Source organism: Streptomyces sp. NPDC036822, from assembly GCF_055609145.1.
Map to the genome: position 1 here is coordinate 42620 of NZ_JBVJPY010000026.1, position 19919 is coordinate 62538.

At 73.8% G+C, this 19919-nt stretch carries 18 protein-coding genes; 12 read left to right on the forward strand and 6 right to left on the reverse strand.

Annotated features, from left to right (window positions below):
• The first annotated feature begins 42 nt into the window (after window positions 1-42).
• The 8 genes from ACZ68P_RS33490 (at window position 43) to ACZ68P_RS33525 (ending at window position 10279) form a co-directional block, all read left to right on the forward strand.
• On the forward strand, window positions 43-1242 hold the full coding sequence (locus tag ACZ68P_RS33490) for a DUF6777 domain-containing protein (protein ID WP_471012838.1): 1200 nt from the start codon (window positions 43-45) through the stop codon (window positions 1240-1242).
• 294 nt (window positions 1243-1536) lie between these two features.
• Window positions 1537-3534: a SpoIIE family protein phosphatase gene (locus tag ACZ68P_RS33495; RefSeq protein WP_471012883.1), complete on the forward strand. Its 1998-nt coding sequence runs from the start codon at window positions 1537-1539 to the stop codon at window positions 3532-3534.
• Between the two features lie 74 nt (window positions 3535-3608).
• The gene (locus tag ACZ68P_RS33500) at window positions 3609-4946 is read left to right on the forward strand and encodes a wax ester/triacylglycerol synthase family O-acyltransferase (RefSeq protein WP_471012840.1); all 1338 of its coding nucleotides are present in this window, start codon (window positions 3609-3611) and stop codon (window positions 4944-4946) included.
• A gap of 108 nt (window positions 4947-5054) precedes the next feature.
• The gene (locus tag ACZ68P_RS33505) at window positions 5055-5930 is read left to right on the forward strand and encodes an Fpg/Nei family DNA glycosylase (RefSeq protein WP_471012841.1); all 876 of its coding nucleotides are present in this window, start codon (window positions 5055-5057) and stop codon (window positions 5928-5930) included.
• Between the two features lie 27 nt (window positions 5931-5957).
• Entirely contained in the window at window positions 5958-6719 is a 762-nt protein-coding gene (locus ACZ68P_RS33510; protein WP_471012843.1) for a LytR/AlgR family response regulator transcription factor, read from the forward strand.
• 197 nt (window positions 6720-6916) lie between these two features.
• A complete protein-coding gene (locus ACZ68P_RS33515; RefSeq protein WP_471012844.1) occupies window positions 6917-7336 on the forward strand; it encodes a hypothetical protein in 420 nt (139 codons plus the stop codon).
• Between the two features lie 16 nt (window positions 7337-7352).
• Entirely contained in the window at window positions 7353-9074 is a 1722-nt protein-coding gene (locus ACZ68P_RS33520) for a sodium/solute symporter (protein WP_471012846.1), read from the forward strand.
• Window positions 9071-10279 carry a histidine kinase gene (locus ACZ68P_RS33525; RefSeq protein ID WP_471012848.1) on the forward strand — a complete coding sequence of 403 codons (1209 nt, stop codon included), beginning with the start codon at window positions 9071-9073 and terminating at the stop codon, window positions 10277-10279. Before ACZ68P_RS33520 ends, ACZ68P_RS33525 begins: the two co-directional genes overlap by 4 nt.
• A gap of 55 nt (window positions 10280-10334) precedes the next feature.
• On the opposite strand, the gene ACZ68P_RS33530 is transcribed toward ACZ68P_RS33525, so the two are convergent.
• From ACZ68P_RS33530 to ACZ68P_RS33540, 3 genes are all read right to left on the reverse strand, one after another.
• Entirely contained in the window at window positions 10335-10829 is a 495-nt protein-coding gene (locus ACZ68P_RS33530; RefSeq protein WP_471012849.1) for a hypothetical protein, read from the reverse strand.
• A 246-nt stretch (window positions 10830-11075) separates the two neighbouring features.
• Window positions 11076-11489 (reverse strand): PaaI family thioesterase, encoded by a 414-nt coding sequence (locus ACZ68P_RS33535; protein WP_471012851.1) that lies wholly within the window; start codon window positions 11487-11489, stop codon window positions 11076-11078.
• 4 nt (window positions 11490-11493) lie between these two features.
• On the reverse strand, window positions 11494-12051 hold the full coding sequence (locus ACZ68P_RS33540; protein ID WP_471012853.1) for a sigma-70 family RNA polymerase sigma factor: 558 nt from the start codon (window positions 12049-12051) through the stop codon (window positions 11494-11496).
• Between the two features lie 261 nt (window positions 12052-12312).
• Here ACZ68P_RS33540 and ACZ68P_RS33545 point away from each other — a divergent pair, with 261 nt between their 5' ends.
• Window positions 12313-13533: a CapA family protein gene (locus tag ACZ68P_RS33545; protein WP_471012855.1), complete on the forward strand. Its 1221-nt coding sequence runs from the start codon at window positions 12313-12315 to the stop codon at window positions 13531-13533.
• 204 nt (window positions 13534-13737) lie between these two features.
• Window positions 13738-14589 carry a polysaccharide deacetylase family protein gene (locus ACZ68P_RS33550; RefSeq protein WP_471012857.1) on the forward strand — a complete coding sequence of 284 codons (852 nt, stop codon included), beginning with the start codon at window positions 13738-13740 and terminating at the stop codon, window positions 14587-14589.
• 52 nt (window positions 14590-14641) lie between these two features.
• On the opposite strand, the gene ACZ68P_RS33555 is transcribed toward ACZ68P_RS33550, so the two are convergent.
• A complete protein-coding gene (locus tag ACZ68P_RS33555; protein WP_471012859.1) occupies window positions 14642-15292 on the reverse strand; it encodes a class F sortase in 651 nt (216 codons plus the stop codon).
• 379 nt (window positions 15293-15671) lie between these two features.
• Between ACZ68P_RS33555 and ACZ68P_RS33560 the strand changes: the two genes are divergently transcribed.
• Window positions 15672-16205, forward strand: coding sequence for a hypothetical protein (locus ACZ68P_RS33560; protein WP_471012861.1), 534 nt, complete (start codon window positions 15672-15674; stop codon window positions 16203-16205).
• A 177-nt stretch (window positions 16206-16382) separates the two neighbouring features.
• Here the strand turns inward: ACZ68P_RS33560 and ACZ68P_RS33565 are convergent, their stop codons facing one another.
• Together ACZ68P_RS33565 and ACZ68P_RS33570 are read right to left on the reverse strand one after the other, a co-directional pair.
• Window positions 16383-16946, reverse strand: coding sequence for a hypothetical protein (locus tag ACZ68P_RS33565; protein ID WP_471012863.1), 564 nt, complete (start codon window positions 16944-16946; stop codon window positions 16383-16385).
• A gap of 189 nt (window positions 16947-17135) precedes the next feature.
• On the reverse strand, window positions 17136-17900 hold the full coding sequence (locus ACZ68P_RS33570; protein WP_471012865.1) for a bestrophin-like domain: 765 nt from the start codon (window positions 17898-17900) through the stop codon (window positions 17136-17138).
• Between the two features lie 843 nt (window positions 17901-18743).
• Between ACZ68P_RS33570 and ACZ68P_RS33575 the strand changes: the two genes are divergently transcribed.
• Entirely contained in the window at window positions 18744-19730 is a 987-nt protein-coding gene (locus ACZ68P_RS33575; protein WP_471012867.1) for an SCO0930 family lipoprotein, read from the forward strand.
• Window positions 19731-19919 lie beyond the last annotated feature (189 nt).

A 19919-nucleotide genomic window follows, 5' to 3' on the forward strand; every position in this document is an offset into this window, starting at 1 on the left:
GGGCGAAGCAAGCGGCTCGGGGCGAAGAGGCGGGAGAAGCACGTGCGCTCACCCCTACGTCGGTCACGTCCGCCCCTCCCCGCGATCGCCGCGCTGGCCTCCGCCCTGCTGGTCGCGGGCTGTTCCTCCGGCGGCGCGAGCGGCGGCGGAGGGGCCGAGGAGCCGACCGCCGCCTTCGGGGAGGTCCTCCTGCAGTCGGCCACGGCCCAGGGGCCCGACCCCTTCACCGCCTCCACCGCCCTGACCACCACCGTCGCGGCGGGGACGGCAGCCCGGGCCCAGGCACCCGCGTCCCCGGTACCCGCCCGAGGGCGGGCCCTGCGCGAGGTCACCGGCTCCACCCCCGGCCTCTACGGCGGCACCCGGTCCGTCGCCAGTTGCGACGTCGAACAGCAGGTCGCCCTCCTCACCGAGAACCCGGCCAAGGCGCGGGCCTTCGCCGAGAGCGCCGGTGTCCCGGAGGCCGGCGTCGCCGACTGGCTGCGCGAACTCACCCCGGTGCTGCTGCGCACCGACACCCGGGTCACCGGCCACGGCTACCGGGCCGGCGAGGCCGTCCCCTTCCAGGCCGTCCTCCAGACCGGCACGGCGGTCCTCGTCGACGGCTACGGAGCGCCCCGCGTCCGCTGCGCCTGCGGGAACCCCCTGCGTTCGCCCGTCGACGACAAGGGCGCCGCGCACAGCGGAAAGCCCTGGAGCGGCTACCACCCCGACCGGGTCGTGGCCGTCACCCCGACCACCACCGTCGTCGGCAGCCTGGTCATCGTGAACCTCGCCGACAACACCTGGATCGAGCGCCGCAGCGGGTCCGACGGCGAGGGGGACCGCGACCCCGACGTCCTGCCTCCCTGCGATCCGGACGAGTGCGACCTCGTCGCCGCGCCGCCGAGCCCGCCGCCGACCGGCCGGGACGCCCCCGACGCGCCGCCCCGGAGCCAGGTGCCCCCCGGCGCCCCGACGCCACCGCCCGACGGCGGCACGGGACGGGCGCCCGGCGACCCGGAGGACGGCCCGCCGACCGAGCCGGAGCCGCTGCCCGAGCCGCTGCCCGAACCGCCGAAGGGGCAGGAGCCGCCTCCGGAGCCGGACACGCCCCCGGACCCGGACGTTCCGGGGGAGCCCGACCCGCCGACAGGGCCGGATCAGGCCGTTCCGCTGCCCGAGGACCTGCCCGAGGACCTGCCCGAGGACCTCTTCCCGGCCGACCCGGGAGCCCGGCAGCCGGAGACCTTCGAGGGCTGACCTCGGCATGGCCCGGTGCGCGCCGGGCCCCGCCCTCCCGGGCGCCGATCCCTTCCGCGTCTCTCCGTCCGCGACCACCGTCCGCCGGTCGTGACCCGCCGCCCTCCGCCCGGTGCCCCGCCGCGTGGTCCCCCCCCCGCGTGATCCTGCCGTGCGCGAGGCCGGACCTGCGCCTAGCGTGGCCCCATGGACGCGGGCAGAGGGGGCGGCGAGGCGGCGGAGAGCTGCCGCTGCGAAACAGGGGCAGGGGGTGTGACGTGCTGCTTCCTCCGCACCTTCGGCCAGGAGTTCGGGATGGGCGGATTCGACTGGGATCTGACCACCGGGACCATGACCATGGACGAGGGCGCGCTGAGGGTCTTCGACATGCGCCCCGACGAGTACGACGACGACCCCGCCACTCTCGGCGTCCGTGTACTGCCCGACGAGGGCCGCCGGCTCGACACACTCGTCACCCACGCCCTCAAGGACGGCAGCGACCGCTACGGCGCCTACTTCCGCATCCGCCGCCGCGACGGCAGCCAGCGCTGGACCCACACGCAGGGCATCATCCACCGCGACGAGACGGGACGCCCGCGGCGGATCCTCGGCATCATCCGCGACGCCTCGGAAGAGCTGACCGAGTCCGCCGCCCGGCTCGGCCTCGACGAGGGCCGGCGCAAGCGTACGAGCGTCGTCGAGAGCACCACCGCCGCGCTCGCCCACGCCCGGACCGTCACGGACGTCATCGACCTGCTGAACGACTCCCACGGCCTGGAGTACTTCGGCGCCACCAGCCTGGTCATGGGTCTGCTCGAGTCCGGCCGGATCCACCTCGTCGCCGAGGGGCCCGACGGCGCCTTCGTGCCCGGCACCCGCTTCACCCGCGTGGACGAGCCGTACCCGATGAGCGAGGTGATCCGTACCCTCGCGCCCCGGTTCATCGACTCGCCCGAGGAATTCGCGCGGGCCTACCCGCTCCTGTGGCCCCACATCAGCGGCCTGGGCATCACCTCGGCCGCCTATCTGCCGCTGATCGCCCAGGCCCGCCCCATCGGCGCGCTCGGTCTCCTCTACAGCGACAAGACCGGCTTCAGCGCCGACGAGCGCAATCTGCTGGTCGCGCTCGGCAGCAGCATCGCGCAGAGCCTCCAGCGGGCCATGCTCTACGAGCAGGAGCACGACCTGGCGGAAGGGCTCCAGCAGGCGATGCTGCCGCGCCGGATCCCCGACGTGCCGGGGGCGCACATAGCCGTCCGCTACCGCTCGGCCCGTCTCGGCCGGGACATCGGCGGCGACTGGTACGACATCATCCCGCTCCCCGGCGGCCGGGTCGGCACCGTCATCGGCGACGTCCAGGGACACGACACCCACGCGGCGGCCGTCATGGGCCAGCTGCGGATCGTGCTGCGGGCCTACGCCGCCGAAGGCCACAATCCGGCGACGGTGATGGCCCGGGCCTCCGTCTTCCTCCACGAACTGGACACCGAGCGCTTCGCCACCTGCACCTACGCCGAGGCGGACCTCTCGACCGGCGTCGTGCAGCTGGTGCGCGCGGGCCATGTGAACCCCCTGATCCAGGACACCGACGGCGGCTGCCGCAGGCTCGCCGTGGAGGGCGGGCTGCCCCTGGGGCTCTCCGCGGAGTTCGGACGACTGGACTATCCGGTGACCGCCCTGGAGCTGGACCCCGGGCAGACCCTGGTCCTCTACACCGACGGCCTGGTGGAGGCGCCCGGATCGGACCTCGACGAGGGGATGCGCTGGCTCGCCTCCCTGGTACGGCGCGGGCCGCGCGACCTCCAGCAGCTCGCCGACCACCTGTGCGACAGCGTGGACGAGCGGGGCGGCGACGACGACGTGGCGATCCTGCTGCTGCGCCGCGAGGGGGCGTACTTCCCGCGGCCCGGCGGCCGACTCCAGCAACACGTCGGGCAGAGCGACCCGGAGGCGCTGAGCTCGGCCCGCCACATGATCAGGGCCGCCGTGAAGGCATGGGGCGGCGGCGACCGCTCCGACGAGATCGAGCTGGTCGCCGACGAGCTGATCACCAACGCGCTGATGCACACCGACGGAGGGGCGATCGTGACCCTGCGGATGCTCGGTGACCCGGAGCGGCGGCTGCGGGTGGAGGTCGAGGACCGCTCCAGCGCGCTGCCCAGGCGCCGGGAGGCGGGGGACGCGGGCGTCTCGGGGCGCGGGCTGCTGCTCGTCGACCAGATCTCGGACGTCTGGGGCGTGGAGTCGCGCGGCAGCGGCAAATGCGTCTGGTGCGAATTCGGAGTTAACCCTGTGTATACAGATCGTACTTGACCGTAACAGACCGTCCGCGATTGACTTCGGGCTTCCGCTGCCTTTCCGAACACGACCCTGGACATGAGGATGCGTTGAGCACCGAGCTTCTGGCACCCCTCGATCTGGCCTTCTGGCACCTCGAATCCACCGACCACCCCATGCACCTGGGCGCCCTCGCCCACTTCGGCCCGGCACCGGACGGCACCGATGTCCTCGACCTGCTCGCCTGCCGGGCGGCGGCGATCCCCCGGCTGCGCATGCGCGTCCGCGACGTCTGGCTGCCCGTGGGAGGCGCGGCCTGGGCGGCGGACAAGGACTTCGACGTACGACGGCACGTGCGCAGGATCGTCCTGCCGGGCGCGGACTTCGCCGACGAGACCGCCCGGCTCGCCGGCGACCTCATGGAACGCCCCTTGGAGCGCGGGCGGCCCCCGTGGGAGATGTTCCTCCTCACCGGCGCCCCCGACGGCTCCTTCGCCGTCCTGGTCAAACTCCACCACGCCCTCGCGGACGGCCTGCGGGCCGTCGCCATCGGCGCCGGGATCTTCGACGAGATCGCCGCCGCCCGCGGGGCCGGCCGGCGACGCGCCCGCCCCGTGCCCCCACGCTCCTGGCTTCCCGGTCCCGGGCGGATCGTCGGGGCCGCCCGTGACCGGATCGAGGACCTCGGCCGGGCCGTGGAGGTCGGCGCCAGCGTGCTCCGCGCCAGCCGCGTCGACCCCCGGGGCGCCACGGCCCTCGCCGCCCAGTCCAGCGGGACCCGCCGGGTGGCCACCGCCGCCCTGGACCTCGACCCGATCCAGCGGGTGCGCCGCGCCTCGGGCGGTACCGCCAACGACGTGCTGCTCGCCGTGGTCGCCGGGGCCCTGCGCCGCTGGCTCGAGGGGCGCGGCGAACCGCTCCCCGGAGTGGACCCGCGTGCCCTCGTCCCCGTCTCGCGCCGGCGCCCGGGAGCCGCGCCGGCCACCGGCAACAGCCTGTCCGCGTACCTCCTCGCGCTGCCGGTCACCGAGCCCGACCCGGACGCCCGGCTGGCCGCCGTACGGCGGGGGATGGAGCGCAACAAGGCCGACGGGCCGCTGCGCGGCGCCGGCGCCGTCGCCGTGCTGGCCGACCAACTCCCACCGCTCGCCCACCGCTTCGGGGCGCCGCTGGCGTCGGGAGCCGCCCGCCTCCTCTTCGACGTGCTGGTCACCAGCGTGCCGCTGCCCCGCTCGGCCCTCTCCCTCGGCGGCGCCCCGCTGCGCGAGCTCTATCCCATGGCGCCGCTCGCCCGCGGCCAGTCCCTCGCCGTCGCCATGTCCCCCTACGGCGGACGGGTCCACGTCGGCCTGGTCGCCGACGGCAAGGCCGTCCCCGACCTCGACGCCCTGGCCGACGCCCTCGGCGACGAACTCGACCTGCTGGACCGGGCGGACGGGAGCCGTTGACCGCGGGGACGACGGCGGGCGACGGGAGCGGTCGGGCGCGGGGACGACGGCCGGCGGACGGGAGCCGTTGAACGCGCGGCGCGGGCGCGCTTGGGGCAGGGTGGAGCCATGCCCGAACTGCCCGAGGTGGAAGCGCTGCGAGAGTTCCTCGACGAGCATCTCGTGGGCAAGGAGATCGCCCGTGTCATCCCGGTCGCGATCAGCGTGCTCAAGACGTACGACCCTCCGCTGGGCGCCCTCGACGGCGCCGAGGTCGTCTCGGTCGCCCGGCACGGCAAGTTCCTCGACATCGAGACCGCCGGCACCACGGGCGAGCTGCTGCACCTGCTGGTCCATCTGGCCCGCGCGGGCTGGCTCCAGTGGAGGGACCCCCTGCCCTCGGGACCTCCGCGTCCCGGCAAGGGCCCCCTCGCCCTGCGCACCGCGCTGATCACGGGCGAGGGCTTCGACCTCACCGAGGCCGGCACCACCAAACGCCTCGCCGTCCACCTCGTCCGCGACCCCCAGGACGTGCCCGGCGTCGCCCGCCTCGGACCCGACCCGCTCGCCGCCGGGTTCGACCTCGCCTCGTTCACCGCGCTGCTCGCCGGGGAACGGCGTCAGATCAAGGGAGCCCTGCGCGACCAGAGCCTGATCGCCGGCATCGGCAACGCGTACAGCGACGAGATCCTCCACGTGGCGAGGATGTCCCCCTTCAAGCCGACCCAGAACCTCACCGAGGCGGAGACCGCCGCCCTGTACGAGGCGATGCGCACCACCCTGCGCGAGGCCGTGGAACGCTCGCACGGCATCGCGGCGGGCAGGCTGAAGGCGGAGAAGAAGAGCGGTCTGCGCGTCCACGGCCGCACCGGCGAGCCGTGCCCGGTCTGCGGGGACACCATCCGCGAGGTGTCCTTCAGCGACTCCTCGCTGCAGTACTGCCCGACCTGCCAGACCGGCGGCAAGGCGCTCGCCGACCGCCGGATGTCCCGACTGCTGAGATAGCCCGCCGCCCCGCCTACACTCCGCTCCATGCTGCGCGTACTGGCCGTCGACGACGAAGAGCCGGCCCTCGGGGAACTCCTCTACCTCCTGCGTGCCGACCCGCGGGTCCGCAGCGCCGAGGGAGCCACCGACGCGACCGAGGCGCTGCGCAGGATCGGGCGCGCCCTGGAGGCCGGGCCCGACGGCGAGGAGGCCATCGACGTCGTCTTCCTCGACATCCACATGGCCGGTCTCACCGGGCTCGACGTCGCCCGGCTGCTCGCCGGCTTCGCCCGGCCGCCGCTGATCGTCTTCGTCACCGCCCACGAGGGCTTCGCCCTCCAGGCCTTCGACCTGAAGGCGGTCGACTACGTCCTGAAGCCGGTGCGCAGGGAGCGGCTCGCCGAGGCGGTCCGACGCGTCCGCGACCTGGCCCACGTCGCTCCGGCGGCCCTCGCGCCCGGCGGCGCGCCGGAACAGATACCGGTCGAACTGGCGGGTGTGACCCGTTTCGTCGCCGTCGACGACATCGACTACGTCGAGGCGCAGGGCGACTACGCCCGCCTGCACACCCGGGACGGCAGCCACCTCGTCCGTATTCCGCTGTCCACCCTGGAGGAGCGCTGGTCCGCCCGGGGCTTCGTCCGGATCCACCGCAGTCACCTCGTGGCCCTCGACCGGATCGACGAGCTGCGCCTGGACGGCGGCGCCACCTCCGTCCGGGTCGGTTCCGCCGAACTCTCCGTGAGCCGCCGCCACGCCCGTCACCTGCGGGACCTGCTGATGCGGCGGGCGGCCGGCCGCCCCTGACGTCCGACCCGCCCGTTCCGGCGGCGCTCCTGACCTCGGGCCCTCGCGTTCCGCCCCGACTCGCTGTCCGGCCCGCCCGTTCCGGCGGCCGCCCCCCGCCCCCCGTTCCGTCCGCCCGCCCACGCGTCTACCGTCCGTGATCGCTTCTGCGTAGACTCACCCGCCCAGCGGACGAAGAGAGGCGGGAGCGGACGCCGATGCCCGAGCAGGAGCCACCGCCGCGCCGGCCGCGGCGCGAGACCGTCACGTACGCCTCGGCCGTGCGCGACGGCGCGACCGCCGTGCCCGGGCAGGCGCCGGGCCCCCGCCCCGCCGCCCGGAAAGCGGCCGGGCATCCACCCGCGCGCTTCGAGATCAGCGAGCAGACCACCCTCGGCCACACCTACGTCCGCTCCCTGATGCGCAGCCAGCTGAAGGCCGCGCTCACCGCCCTCGGCGCGCTCGCCCTGCTCGTCGGCTCGCTGCCCCTGCTGCTCGCGCTCCCCGCCCCCGAGGCCGTCGTCTGGACCGCCCTCGGCGTCGGCGTGTACCCGGTCATCTGGGGCGTCGCCCGCTGGTACGTCCGCCGCGCCGAACGCAACGAACGGGACTTCACCGGTCTCGTCGAGGGCCGCTGAGCCCGGGGGAACGGACGTGAACCACACCTACGCGGTGGCCGCGGTCACCGCCGTCGTCGTGGCGACCGTGCTCATCGGCGCGCTCGGCCTGCGCATATCCCGCACGACCTCGGACTTCTACGTCGCCTCCCGGACCGCCGGCCCGGGGCTCAACGCCGCCGCCATCAGCGGCGAGTACCTCTCCGCCGCGTCCTTCCTCGGCATCGCCGGCCTCGTCCTCGTCCAGGGCCCCGACATGCTCTGGTACCCCGTCGGCTACACCGCCGGTTACCTCGTCCTGCTCGTGCTGGTCGCGGCCCCGCTGCGCCGCTCCGGGGCGTACACCCTCTCCGACTTCGCCGAGGCCCGGCTCGAATCGCCGCCCGCCCGCCGTCTCGCCAGCCTCTTCGTCGTCGGGATCGGCTGGCTCTATCTGCTGCCCCAGCTCCAGGGCGCGGGGCTGACCCTGGAGATCCTCACCGGCGCCCCCGACTGGGTCGGCGGGCTCCTCGTCGCCGTCGTGGTCACCGGCATCGTCGCCGCCGGCGGCATGCGCAGCATCACCTTCGTCCAGGCGTTCCAGTACTGGCTCAAGCTCACCGCCCTGCTCGTGCCCGCGCTGTTCCTCGCCGCCGCCTGGTCCGGTGACGACGCGCCCCGCGTCCGCTTCGACGCCCCGGCGGTCTTCCGCGAGCACACCGTCGTCCGCGTCGCCGACACCGTACGCATCGAGGTCGACACCCCGCTGACCCTCACCGTCACCGGGCGGATCGACGCCACCGCGTACGAAGGGCGGTCCGTCACGCTCCCCGAGGGCACCCACCGGGTCGAGGGCGGCACCGAACTCGCCTTCCCCCCGGGGGCGACCGTCCCCGCCCGCGCCTCGACGGGCGCCGACCCGCTCGGCTGGTCACAACCGCTGGCCGGCGGCCGGGACGGGCACCAGCTGTACGCCACGTACGGCCTGATCCTCGCCACCTTCCTCGGCACCATGGGGCTGCCCCACGTCGCCGTCCGCTTCTACACCAGTCCGAACGGCCGCGCCGCCCGCCGCACCACCCTCGTCGTGCTCGGGCTGGTCGGCGTGTTCTACCTCCTGCCGCCGGTGTACGGAGCGCTGGGCCGGATCTACGCCCCCGAACTCGCCCTCACCGGGGCCGCCGACGCCGCCGTGCTCGTCCTGCCGGAGCGGATGCTCGGCGGGGTGCTCGGCGACCTTCTGGGCGCGCTGCTGGCCGGCGGCGCCTTCGCCGCGTTCCTGTCCACCGCCTCCGGGCTGACCATGTCGGTGGCGGGCGTCCTCACCCAGGACGTGCTGCCCTCCCGCGGCGTACGGCACTTCCGCCTGGCGGCCCTCCTGGCCACCGCCGTCCCCCTGGCCGTGGGGGTCATGGCGTCCAAGGTCCCGGTCGCGGACGCCGTCGGTCTCGCCTTCGCCGTGTCGGCCTCCTCCTTCTGCCCGCTCCTGGTCCTCGGCATCTGGTGGCGGCGGCTGACCCCGCCCGGGGCGATGGCCGGGCTGCTGCTCGGCGGAGGGTCGGCGCTCACCGCGGTGATGGCGACCCGGGCCGGGCTGCCGGCCGAGGGCTGGGCGCACACCCTGATGGCCTGGCCGGCCGTCTGGTCGGTCCCGTTGGGCTTCGTGACCATGGTGCTGGTCTCGCTGGCCACCCCCGGGCACGTGCCGGCCGGGACCCCGGCGATCCTGGCCCGGCTGCACCTGCCCGAGGACCTGCTGCGCGAAGGGGCCGGCCGATGACCGGGATCGCCCTCGCGGCCGCGTGCGCCGCCGCGGCCGTGCTGCTCGCCGCCGGATTCGTCCTCGGGCGGCTCGCCGCCCGGCGCGGCGCACGGGCCGCCGACCCGGACCTCGGCACCCCGGTCGAACGGGCCACGTTCCACACCCTGCACACCGCCTCGCTCGCCGCGCCGCCCCTGCGCGCGGGCCTGACCGAGGACACCGCGCGCAAGGCCGTCCGGCGGCTGCGGTCCCTGCTCGGCACCGAGGCGCTCTGCCTCACCGACCGCTCCACCGTCCTCGCGTGGGACGGGCCGGGCGAGGCCCACCACCGCGACCACGTCCTGGAGCAGGTGGCCGAGACCCTCGCCTCCGGACGCAGCCGCTCCGCGCACACGGGGTGCGCGGAGGACGAGTGCCCCCTGCGCTGGGCGGTGATCGCCCCGCTCACCGGGGAGGACGGCGTGCTCGGAGCGCTCGTGGCCTACGGCTCGCGCGAGTCCGCCGTCCTCGTGCGGGCCGCCACGGAAGTCGCGCGCTGGGCCTCCGTACAGCTGGAGCTGGCCGAGCTGGACCGGTCGCGGACGCGGGTGGTGGAGGCCGAGATCCGTGCCCTGCGGGCGCAGATCTCCCCGCACTTCGTCTTCAACTCCCTCGCCGCGATCGCCTCCTTCGTCCGCACCGACCCCGAAAGAGCGCGGGAACTCCTCCTGGAGTTCGCCGACTTCACCCGCTACTCCTTCCGCAGGCACGGGGAGTTCGCCCAGCTCGCCGACGAACTGCGGGCGATCGAGCAGTACTTGGCGCTCGCCGGGGCCCGGTTCGGCGAGCGGCTGAAGGTCAGCCTGCAGATCGCCCCCGAAGTGCTCCCGGTGGCCCTGCCGTTCCTCTGCCTCCAGCCGCTCGTCGAGAACGCGGTCAAGCACGGCCTGGAGGACTCCGTGAACGACTGCCGGGTCACGATCCACGCCCGTGACGCGGGCGCGGAGGCCGTGGTGACGATCGAGGACGACGGAGTGGGCATGGACCCGGACGTGCTGCGCGCGATCCTGCGCGGGGAACGTCCCTCGGGCTCCGGGATCGGCCTGTCGAACGTGGACGAGCGGCTGCGCCAGGTGTACGGGGCGGAGTACGCACTTGTCATCGAGACCGGCGCCGGCGCGGGGATGAAGGTGACGGTGCGGATCCCGAAGTACCGGGCGGGAGTCCACCCGACGGCCCGCTGAGGTGCCGGGGCGGCGCCCCGGCACGACGGTGCGCGGCCGGCGGACGGCCGCGCCGTCAGTAGAGGTGCAGGGCCAGGTGACCGAGGGGCAGCCCCAGTTTCCAGGCGGGCATCCAGACCTGCTCCGACTCGTCGACGGGGAAGGCCGGCGAGAGGGGCGGCAGCCCGCCCAGGTCGGCCGCCCTGATGTGGGTCGCCTCCAGGAGCCGCCAGGTCTCGCGGGCCAGGGCCAGATCGGGCCCCTCGCCGCCCGCCCGGGTCAGCGCGTCGAGCCGTTCGCGCACCCACTCGGGCCAGGGCTGGTCGTAGGCGGTCCGCGTGATCCACTCGTCGAGCCGGTCCGCACGGCCCGTCCGGGCCGGGGCGTCCGCGCTCTCGCAGAGGTGGATGGTGAGGGCCAGCGTCCGCTGTCCGGCCCGGTACTCCAGTGACCCGGGCTCCACCAGACAGCTCGTGCGCAGCAGATCACCGGCTGTGAACTCGGCACACAGCCAGGCCATCGGGACGGCGAGCCCGCCTCCGCTGGTGCCGTTCGTACTCTCGGGCAGCAACGCTCCCACCTTCTCCGGACGTGTCGTGTCGGTCGAGGACCCCGAGGACGAGCCTCCACCCAAGAAGACGCGCGCGGGTCGCTCTTTACTCAACTCGCCGGTGTGGTTTCGGATACGTTCTCCCGCCGCATCGGTGCTGGTGGGAGAGACGGGGCCGGGCCGGACGCCCGTGAGGGGTGGGACGGGCAGGGCGCGGCGGCGAGGACCGTGCGGGGCCGTCCGCCCGGCGGGGCGGGGCGGGGCGGTTCAGCCGAGCAGGGCGTACACGGCCGTCGCGTGCGCGGCGGTCTCGTTCGTCCCCTCGGCCGTCATCGCGATGTCGGCGAAGGCCATCCGCTTGCCGGCCTTGGTGAGGCGCGCCCGCACCAGGACGTCCGCCCCCAGGACGGCGCGCTGGAAGCTGATCGACTGCTGGACGGTCGTCATCGGCACGAAGCCGCCGCGGGCGGCCGAGACCGCGATCACCGTCGCCGTGTCGGCGGCCGCCATCAGCGCCTGCCCGGACAGGCCGCCGCCCTCGCGGGCCAGCCGGTCCGACCAGGGGAGGCGCAGGACCGCCTCCTGGACGTCGAGCGAGACCACCGAGAGGCCCAGGTCCAGCACCCACGGGGCGAAGTTGTCGGCGAGTACCTTTTCGGCGGCGGCGAGAGTCAGCGTCACCCGGTCATTGTGGGGCCGCGGCCCTCGGCCGGGCAACGCCCCCGCGCCGGGGGCGGTACCCGGGCAGGCACCGCCCGAGCTGGCGCAGCGCGTAGTGCGAGCGGGACTTCACCGTGCCGGCGGGGATGCCGAGGTCGGCCGCGGCCTCGTTGACGGTCAGGCCGTGGAAGTAGAGCCGGACGAGCACGGCCCGGTGTTCCGGGCTCAGGCCCCGGACGGCCGCCCGCACGTCGAGCGCCGCGACCGCCGACTCGGTGACGTCCGCCGGGTCGGGCGTGGCGGCGAGCATCCCGTCGCCGATCTCGGCGGGCCTGGCGAGCCGGGAGCGCCGGGCGTCGATGGCGAGGCGCCGGGCCACGGTGAACAGCCACGGACGCATCGACTCGTAGGGGCTGTCGAACGCCTCAGGGTGGAGCCAGGCCCGCACGAGGGTCTCCTGCACCAGGTCCTCGGCCCGCTGCTGATCGCCGTAGGTCAGCTGGAGCAGGAAGCCGAGGAGAGCCTGGCCGTGATCCCGCTGGAGCTCCGCCAGGGCACGCTCGTCGGTCGTCGCCGTTGTCATGCTGCACACCTCTCCCGCCGGCTCGTCATCCCACGGGCGTATACGAACGTATGCGGGCGGCAGGGGACAGGGAACGCACACGTCCGTGCGACGAGCGGTCGCACCGAGCGGCGAATGGTGCGGTGAACGGTCACACGGAAGCGCTGCGTCCGTTTCAGCGGGGTTTGGAAAGCTTCGCGGCTTTGTCCCTTGACTGTGGCTTATATCCGCTGTGAATTCATCAGGACAGATGTTCGTCCGATGAACGGCGGAGTCCGGCACATGACCCAGCGCACGAGACGACGGGCGGTGGCCCTCGCCGCCCTCCTGCTCACCGCGGCGACCGGCTGTGCCGGCGCGGCCCCCACCACCGGAGCGCCGCCCGCCGGGCAGGACTCCGCGCCTCCCGGCGCACCCCCGCCGGTCGCGTCGGCGGACCCCTCGGCCGGGGCCGGCGGAGCCTCGGCCCGTACCGGCTTCACCCTCGTCGCCTCCGGGGACGTCCTGCCCCACTCCTCGGTCATCCGGCAGGCCGGCGTCGACGCGAACGGCCAGGGCTACGACTTCCGGCCGATGCTGTCCGGCGTCAAGCCGGTCGTCTCCCGGGCCGACCTGGCCATCTGCCACATGGAGACGGTGTACGGCGAGGAGGGCGGCCCCTACACCGGCTACCCCGCCTTCAAGTCGCCGCCCGAGATCGCCGCCGCCCTCAAGGACACCGGGTACGACTCCTGCTCCACCGCCTCGAACCACACCCTGGACGACGGCGTCGCCGGACTCGGCCGCACGCTCGACGCGCTCGACCGGGCGGGTGTCCGGCACGCCGGTTCCGCCCGCTCCGCCGACGAGGCCGCGCGCCCCACGCTCCTGAAGGCCGGCGGCGCGACCGTCGCCCAACTCGCCTACACCTACGGGACCAACGGATACCCGCTGCCCGCGGGACAGCCCTGGGCCGTCAACCTGATCGACGAACAGAAGATCATCGCGGACGCCAGGGCGGCCCGGAAGGCCGGCGCCGACGTCGTCGTCGTCAGTCTCCACTGGGGTACCGAGTGGCAGACCGCCCCGGACGACACGCAGCTGACCCTCGGCAGCTCCCTCACCGCCTCGCAGTCGGGGGGCCGCCCCGACATCGACCTCATCGTCGGCACGCACGCGCACGTGCCGCAGGCGTACGAGAAGGTCAACGGCACCTGGATCGTCTACGGCATGGGCGACCAGATCGCCGGCGACATGATCAATTACCAGGGGTCCTTCGACCCCCGGGGCAATCAGGGCACCCTCGGCCGGTTCACCTTCTCCCCGCCCGCCGCACCGGGCGCGCGCTGGGAGGTCACCAAGGCGGAGTTCATCCCCCAGTGGTTCGACACCTCCCGGGGCCGGGTGGTCAACCTCAACGCCGGGCCCGAGGCTGGCGGCGGCCGGACCGCCGTGCGCGACACCATCCGCGAGGTCGTCCTCGGCCGTGGCGCGGGAAACGACGGGCTGGTGATGGGGGAGTAGCGCCGCGCGCCGCCGGACGGCACCCTGCCGGGCCGCGTCCGCCGGTCCTGGCCGGACCCCGCCGGTCGGGGGACCGGGCCTTGCGGTGCGCGCCGGTACGGTCCCGTCCCTGGGCTGTGCCGGCTATCGGCTCATCGGGTGTTTTCGGCCGGGCGGCCGGTGTGGAGGAGGCGCGCCGGCCATCGGCCATGCGAGTTATTAGTCATGAAAAAGGATCAGATCCCCAAAGGGCGCCGTGCGGTGCTGCGCATCGCCGCCGCACTGGGGGCCACCGCCACGGTCGGCGTCTTCGCGTCGGAACGCGCCGCCACGCCCGTACGGCCCGGGGGCCCGGCGCCCGGGTCCGCCGGCGCCCTCGGTGCCGGCGGACCGGCGAGCGGCCGGGCGAAGCCCTCCTCGTACCGGCTCCAGCCGATGACCGCCTACGCGCCCCCGAGCCTGCGCAGGGCGCTTCCCCCGGTCCGGCAGCGGCCGTTCCTGAAGATGTCCGGAGTCGGCCGGTCGATGGTGCTGACCTTCGACGACGGGCCCGACCCCCGCTACACCCCGGAGATCCTCGCCACCCTGCGGCGCTACGGCTGCCGGGCGATGTTCTTCGTCTGCGGGGAGATGGCCGCCGACAACCCCGACCTGCTGCGGGAGATGGCCGCGGACGGCCATGTGGTGGGCAACCACTCCTGGTCCCATCCCCTCATCCCCAAGCTGCCCCCTTCCCGCATCCGGGACGAGCTCGGCTCCACCAGCGACGTCGTCGAGCGGACCCTGGGAACCGCGCCCCTGTGGTACCGCGCTCCCTTCGGGGCCTGGAACCGGCATTCGTTCGAGATCGGCGCCGAACTGGGCATGGAGCCGCTCGCCTGGACCGTGGACACCCTCGACTGGAAGGAACCGGGCACGGACCGCATCGTGCGCCGGGTCCTCGACGGGGCGGCGCCCGGCGTCGTGGTCCTCTCGCACGACGCGGGCGGCAACCGCTCCCAGAGCGTGACCGCGCTGAAGCGCTATCTGCCGGAGCTCCTCGACGCCGGCTACAGCATCACCGTGCCCCGCCGCTGACCGCGTGCGAAGAGGCCCCCGGCGCGACGCCGGGGGCCTCTCCGCGCGCCTCTCAGCGCGAGCCGACCATGCGGGCGTAGACCACGACGTTTCCGGAGTAGCCCTGGGCCCGGGAGTAGCCGCCGCCGCAGGTGATGACCCGCAGCTCGGGCTCTCCGGTGTCGGCGTAGACCTGCACGCCGGGGAAGTTGTCCTTGGCGTACACCTCGACGCCGTAGACCTCGAAGACCGCGACCCGGCCGTCGAACCGCTCCACCTCGACGTGCTGACCCTTCTCCAGCGAGCCGAGGCCGTAGAAGACCGCAGGACCGGCCTGGTTGTCGACGTGGCCGACGATGATGGACGTGCCGCGCTGCCCGGGCGCGATGCCGTTCTGGTACCAGCCGGCCAGGTTGGGGTCCTCCGGGGGCGGCGCCGCGATCCAGCCGTTCGCGTCCAGGCCCACGTCCATGACGGGGGCCGCGACCCTGATGGACGGGATCTTCACCCGGGAGGCGGGGGCGAACGGCAGCGGCTCCAGGCCGGGGGCGGGCGGAGCCCCGATCCGGGTGTCGGGAGCCGCGGCGGCGGCGGGCTGCGGAGGGCCGAGCTCGGCGTCGACTCCGTTGCGCATCATCGCCAGTCCGGACAGCATGACGAGCGTCAGGACGCCCCACGGTTGGCGTCTTCTGCGCTCAAAGACGCTGAAGTCCTTGGGGCTCATGGATCTCCCTTCCAGGCATCGTCGAAACGGTAAGGGGGGCGGGCCGGACCGGCGATCAGGGAAAGGCGAACGGGTGGCGGGCGCCTCCCGGCCGGGCGAGCGGCCGTCCGGCAGGCGCCGGAGCTCAGTGGTACCTCAGGGCGGGCCGGGTGACGAGAACGATGACCCATACGAGTAATCATCAGATAAGCGTCCTGACGGTCTGTGACCTGCGGCTCCGTCAGGTTCACCGGCCCTTTTCCCGGCGTGTCGCCTCACCGGGGTGGACCAGTGCCGAGATGCGTTGATTGTCCGTAGTGGTGATGGTTCGTCATGGAAGGCGTACTCGTCGAATTTCCCGGGGCACCGCTTTGGGGCGTCTTCCACTGGAGGTTCAACCATGCGTGCTGCACGCACTCTGGCGGTGGCCGCCACCGCGATCGCGGCGGCCGGGCTCGCGGCCCCCCTCGCCGCCGCCACGAACGGTCCCGGCAGCGTCACCCTCGGCTCCTCCGTGGTCCAGCGGGGAGGGGACGGCTCGAGCAACGTCACCGTGACCCCCTTCGCGGTCCATCAGGGGTCGACCCTCACGATCACCGTCCGCGGCTGCTCCGGCGGCGGCACCGTCACGTCCGCCGCCTTCCCGACGACCACCCTCTCGGCGAACCACGACGGGGTCTCCAGCGCCGTCGCCCGCATCCACAACAACGCCCCGCTCGGTCAGCAGACCCTGACCGTCCGCTGCAACAACAACAACCGGGTGTTCACGCAGCAGTTCCGCGTGCTGGCCGGGCAGGGCGCCCAGGGCGGCATCGGCGGTTCGCTGGCGCCGAGCTCCACGGAGATGGCTCTCGGCGGTTCGCTCGTCGCCGCGGCCGCGCTCGGCGGCGGTCTCTTCATCGCCCGCCGCCGCCGTACCGGCGCCGCCGTCTGACCGGCCGGACCTCCCGGCGCCCGCCACGCCCGTCGCCCCCGAATCCTGGTCGGACAGGACTCGGGGGCGACGGACGTCTGCGGTGGTGCGGTCGGTTCGGTCTCCGTGGTCGGTTCCGTTTCCGTGGTGCCGGGTGCGGGTGGTGGCGGGCGCCGGTGGGAGACACCGTCCCCGCCGTCAGTGACGCCGGGCCCGGTCGAGATCGGCCCGGCGGCGCCGTACGACGACCACCAGGCCGGTGGTGGCGGCGACGACCAGGCCGGCGCCCGCCGCCAGGGTGATCGTGTCGATCCCGCCGACCGAGCCGCCCAGTCCGCCCTGCACGCCGCGAGGCGGTGTGAGCACGGTCGAGTTGGCCGTCGGGGTCGCCGTGGTGCCGCTGATGGTCAGGGTGACGGTCTCCTGGACGCCCCCGGTGCAGTTGAACGAGACCGTGTAGACCGCACCCCGCTTGGCGTCCTGGTCCACCACGGCGGTGGCCGTGGATCCCGGGGCGATGGTCGCGGTGTCGAAGATGCCGGCCGAGGCGGTCGCGGTGCTGCGGCAGCCCGGCGCGCTGAGCGTCACCCGGCCACCGGGGGCCACCAGCGAGGGAGAGACGACGAAGTCGCCCGGAGCCTTGGCTCGGGGCGCCTTGGGGGCGGGTGCGGGGGCGCCGTCCGCAGCCGAGGCGAGGGGAGCGGCCAAGGCGAGGGCGGCCGCCCCCAGAAGGGCAGTGGACGCGGCACGTATCGCGCGCATGGGTGTCCTCCGGGTCCGTGAGGCGCAGCCGCGGAAGGGTTTCCGCGAAAGGGCATGAAATGCACCTCGATGCCCGAAACGTTAGAAGCGCACTATCACAGCCGCGATCCCAGGCGGGCGAATGGGGCACCGATGTCCACCGTTCGGCCTAGGGGGGCGTTCTGCCGATCTTGCCGGTGGACCCCGCGGTCACTCCGTGAGCTGCGGGAAGAGGTCGGTGAACGGTGTCGCGGTGGCCGAGATGCCGCGTCCGAACGGTGCGTCGAAGTCCCAGATCAGGAAGAGCAGGAACGCGATGAGGGCGCTGAACAGACCCGCGAGCAGCAGTTCCCGGCCGGTGCGCCGGATCTGCAGGGTGAAGATCAGGCCGACCGTCACCAGCGCGCCGATGATCAGGCCGAACCACACCACTCCGGGCATGGTCTCCCCCGCGCTCTGGCCCCGGGCGCCCCGGGCGTCGTCCACCGCCGCCACCTGGTCCACCAGCGGCTGGTACGCCTGCCCCTCGTGGTCGTTCGCGGGCCGGTAGTCCGTCACGCCGCGACGGATCTGTCCGAGCAGTTCGGTGCCCTTGTCGCTGAGCTCCCCGTGCTCGGACATGTGGCGCCACTCCTCGCCGACGACATGGGCGACGTACGCCTCGACGTCGGAGCGGATCCGCTGACGCACGTCGGCGGGGTAGACCTCGACCCGCTCCGAGATCTCGTGCAGGGCCTGGGCCTCCTGGCGCACGGAGTCCTGGGCGGCGCTGCGGGCCTCCCAGACACCGGCGATGGCGAGGCCGAGCACGATCGCGTAGACCACGCCGATCATCATCGTCATGTACTCGATGACGTCGGGGGTCTCGTTGGGGTCGTCGTCGTCGGGGAGCCGGCGGTTGTTGATGACGACGATGGTGAGGACGACGGCGCACGCGGCGGCCATCGCGATGGTGAGGACGAGCCATTCGGACATGGTGGTCTTCCTTCGACGGGCTCAGCGGATTCCTCGACGGGCTCAGCGGGAGCGGGAGCGGAGCGCCGCGGTCGCGAGCACCGCGGGGGCGGTGACGAGCAGGGTCATCGACACGAGGGAAGGGCCGCCCTCGGGTTGGTGTCGCTGGGCGGGGCGGTAGCTCGGCAGGGCCACGGGGGCCGGAGCCGGCGGCCGCGGGCGGAGTGTGGGCGTGGGTGACGGCGGGGGAGGGGGTGGGGGTTCGGGCGCCGGGGCGGGCGGTGGCGGCGGGGCCGGCCGCGGCGGGGGCGGTGGATCCGCGCGGACGGGAGGCGGCGGCGCGGGTGTGGGCGTCGGCCTCGGCTTCGGCGGGGGAGGCGGAGGCGGCGGTGGTGGCGTGGGTTCCGGCGGAGGCGTGGGAGTCGGCGTGGGTGTGGGCGTCGGCGTGGGTGTGGGCGTCGGGGTGGGGGTGGGCGGCGGAGGGGTCGGGGTGGGCGGGCAGTCGCCCGGCCCGGCCACCGCGACCGCGTGCGAGCCTCCGGGCCAGGTCACGGCGGAGGCGCAGGCGTCGGCGGCGGCCGGCACCGGAGTGACGAGCAGCCACACCAGCGCGGCGGCCCCCAGGGGCCGCGTGAGGAGCGATCCGTACACAGACACGCCGAAGAGCATCATCACGTCGACCCCTCCCGCGGGTGCGGAACGCCCCTGATTCCCCGGATGGAGCGGTTCTTGGGGGGTGCGGGTTTGACGTCTCCGCGGAATTTCTTCGCCGGGCTTTGAGCAGACCGACGGCCGGGCCCGTACTCCATGCCGTGGACGGATCCCGACGCCGCTCCAACAAGCCATGAAGCAAGAGGAGTTGACATGAAGACCTGGGGGAACGCGGCACTCGCGCTGACCGCGGCGGCCGTTCTCGCGCTGACGACGGGGTGTGGCCAGGAAAAGGGTGGCCAGTCGCTCGGGGGTGCCCCCGCCGGTGCCGCGAACCCGGCCGGGGCCTCCGCGGACAGCGGGTACGACCCCGGTGGGTACGCCTCCGGGGGTTACGGCTCCGGTGCTGAGGGCTCGGCGGCGGCGGCGTCGCCCGCCGGTCAGCTCGTCGCGGCGGACACCAAGCAGCTCGGCAAGGTGCTCACCGACAGCAAGGGCTTCACGCTCTACCGCTTCGACAAGGACTCCGCCAACCCGCCCCGCGCCACCTGTGAGGGCGACTGCGTCACGGCGTGGCCCGTGGTGAGCGCCACCGGCGCCAAGCCACCGGCCGGCGTCGACCCCTCGCTGCTCGGCGAGGTGACCCGCGCCGACGGCACGAAGCAGCTCACCGTCGACGGCTGGCCGATGTACCGGTACGCCAAGGACGCCCGGCCCGGTGACGTCAACGGTCAGGGCGTCGGCGGCACCTGGTTCGCCGCCGCACCCGACGGAAAGAAAGCCGCACCGGCCGAGAATGCCGAGGACGAGGGTGGAAGCGAAGATTCCGGTACGGTGCCCGGAGGGCTCGCGATCCGCGAAGATCCCAAGCTCGGTGACATTGTGGTGGATTCGCGTGGAATGACGGTTTACCGCTTCAAGAAGGATTCCGCCTGGCCGATGAAGACGGCCTGTGTCGGACCGTGCCTGGAGAAGTGGCCGGTTGTCGCCCCTGCGGACAAGAACGCGACCAAGGGCATCACGCTCAAGGGCTTCGTGACCTTCAATCGGCCCGACGGGATCAAGCAGCAGACCATCGACTGCTGGCCGCTGTACACCTTCGCCGGCGACGAGGAGCCCGGAGACACCAACGGCCAAGGTGTGGGCGGCACCTGGTACGCCGTCTCCCCCGAGGGAAAGCTGGTCGGAGCGCCCAAGTAGTCCCCCGCGCCGCGCTGCGACCGGTCGGCCCGCCGTCACACCTCCTGTGACGGCGGGCTCGACGCACGTCCGTATGCACGTGAATGTGCACGGTCTGAAGGCGTGAACTCTTCGTTGTGCGCGCACGTGCCAATGGCGTGTGACCAAGAACGGATCGCGAATTTCCGTTTCCACTCGCTCTCTCGGCGG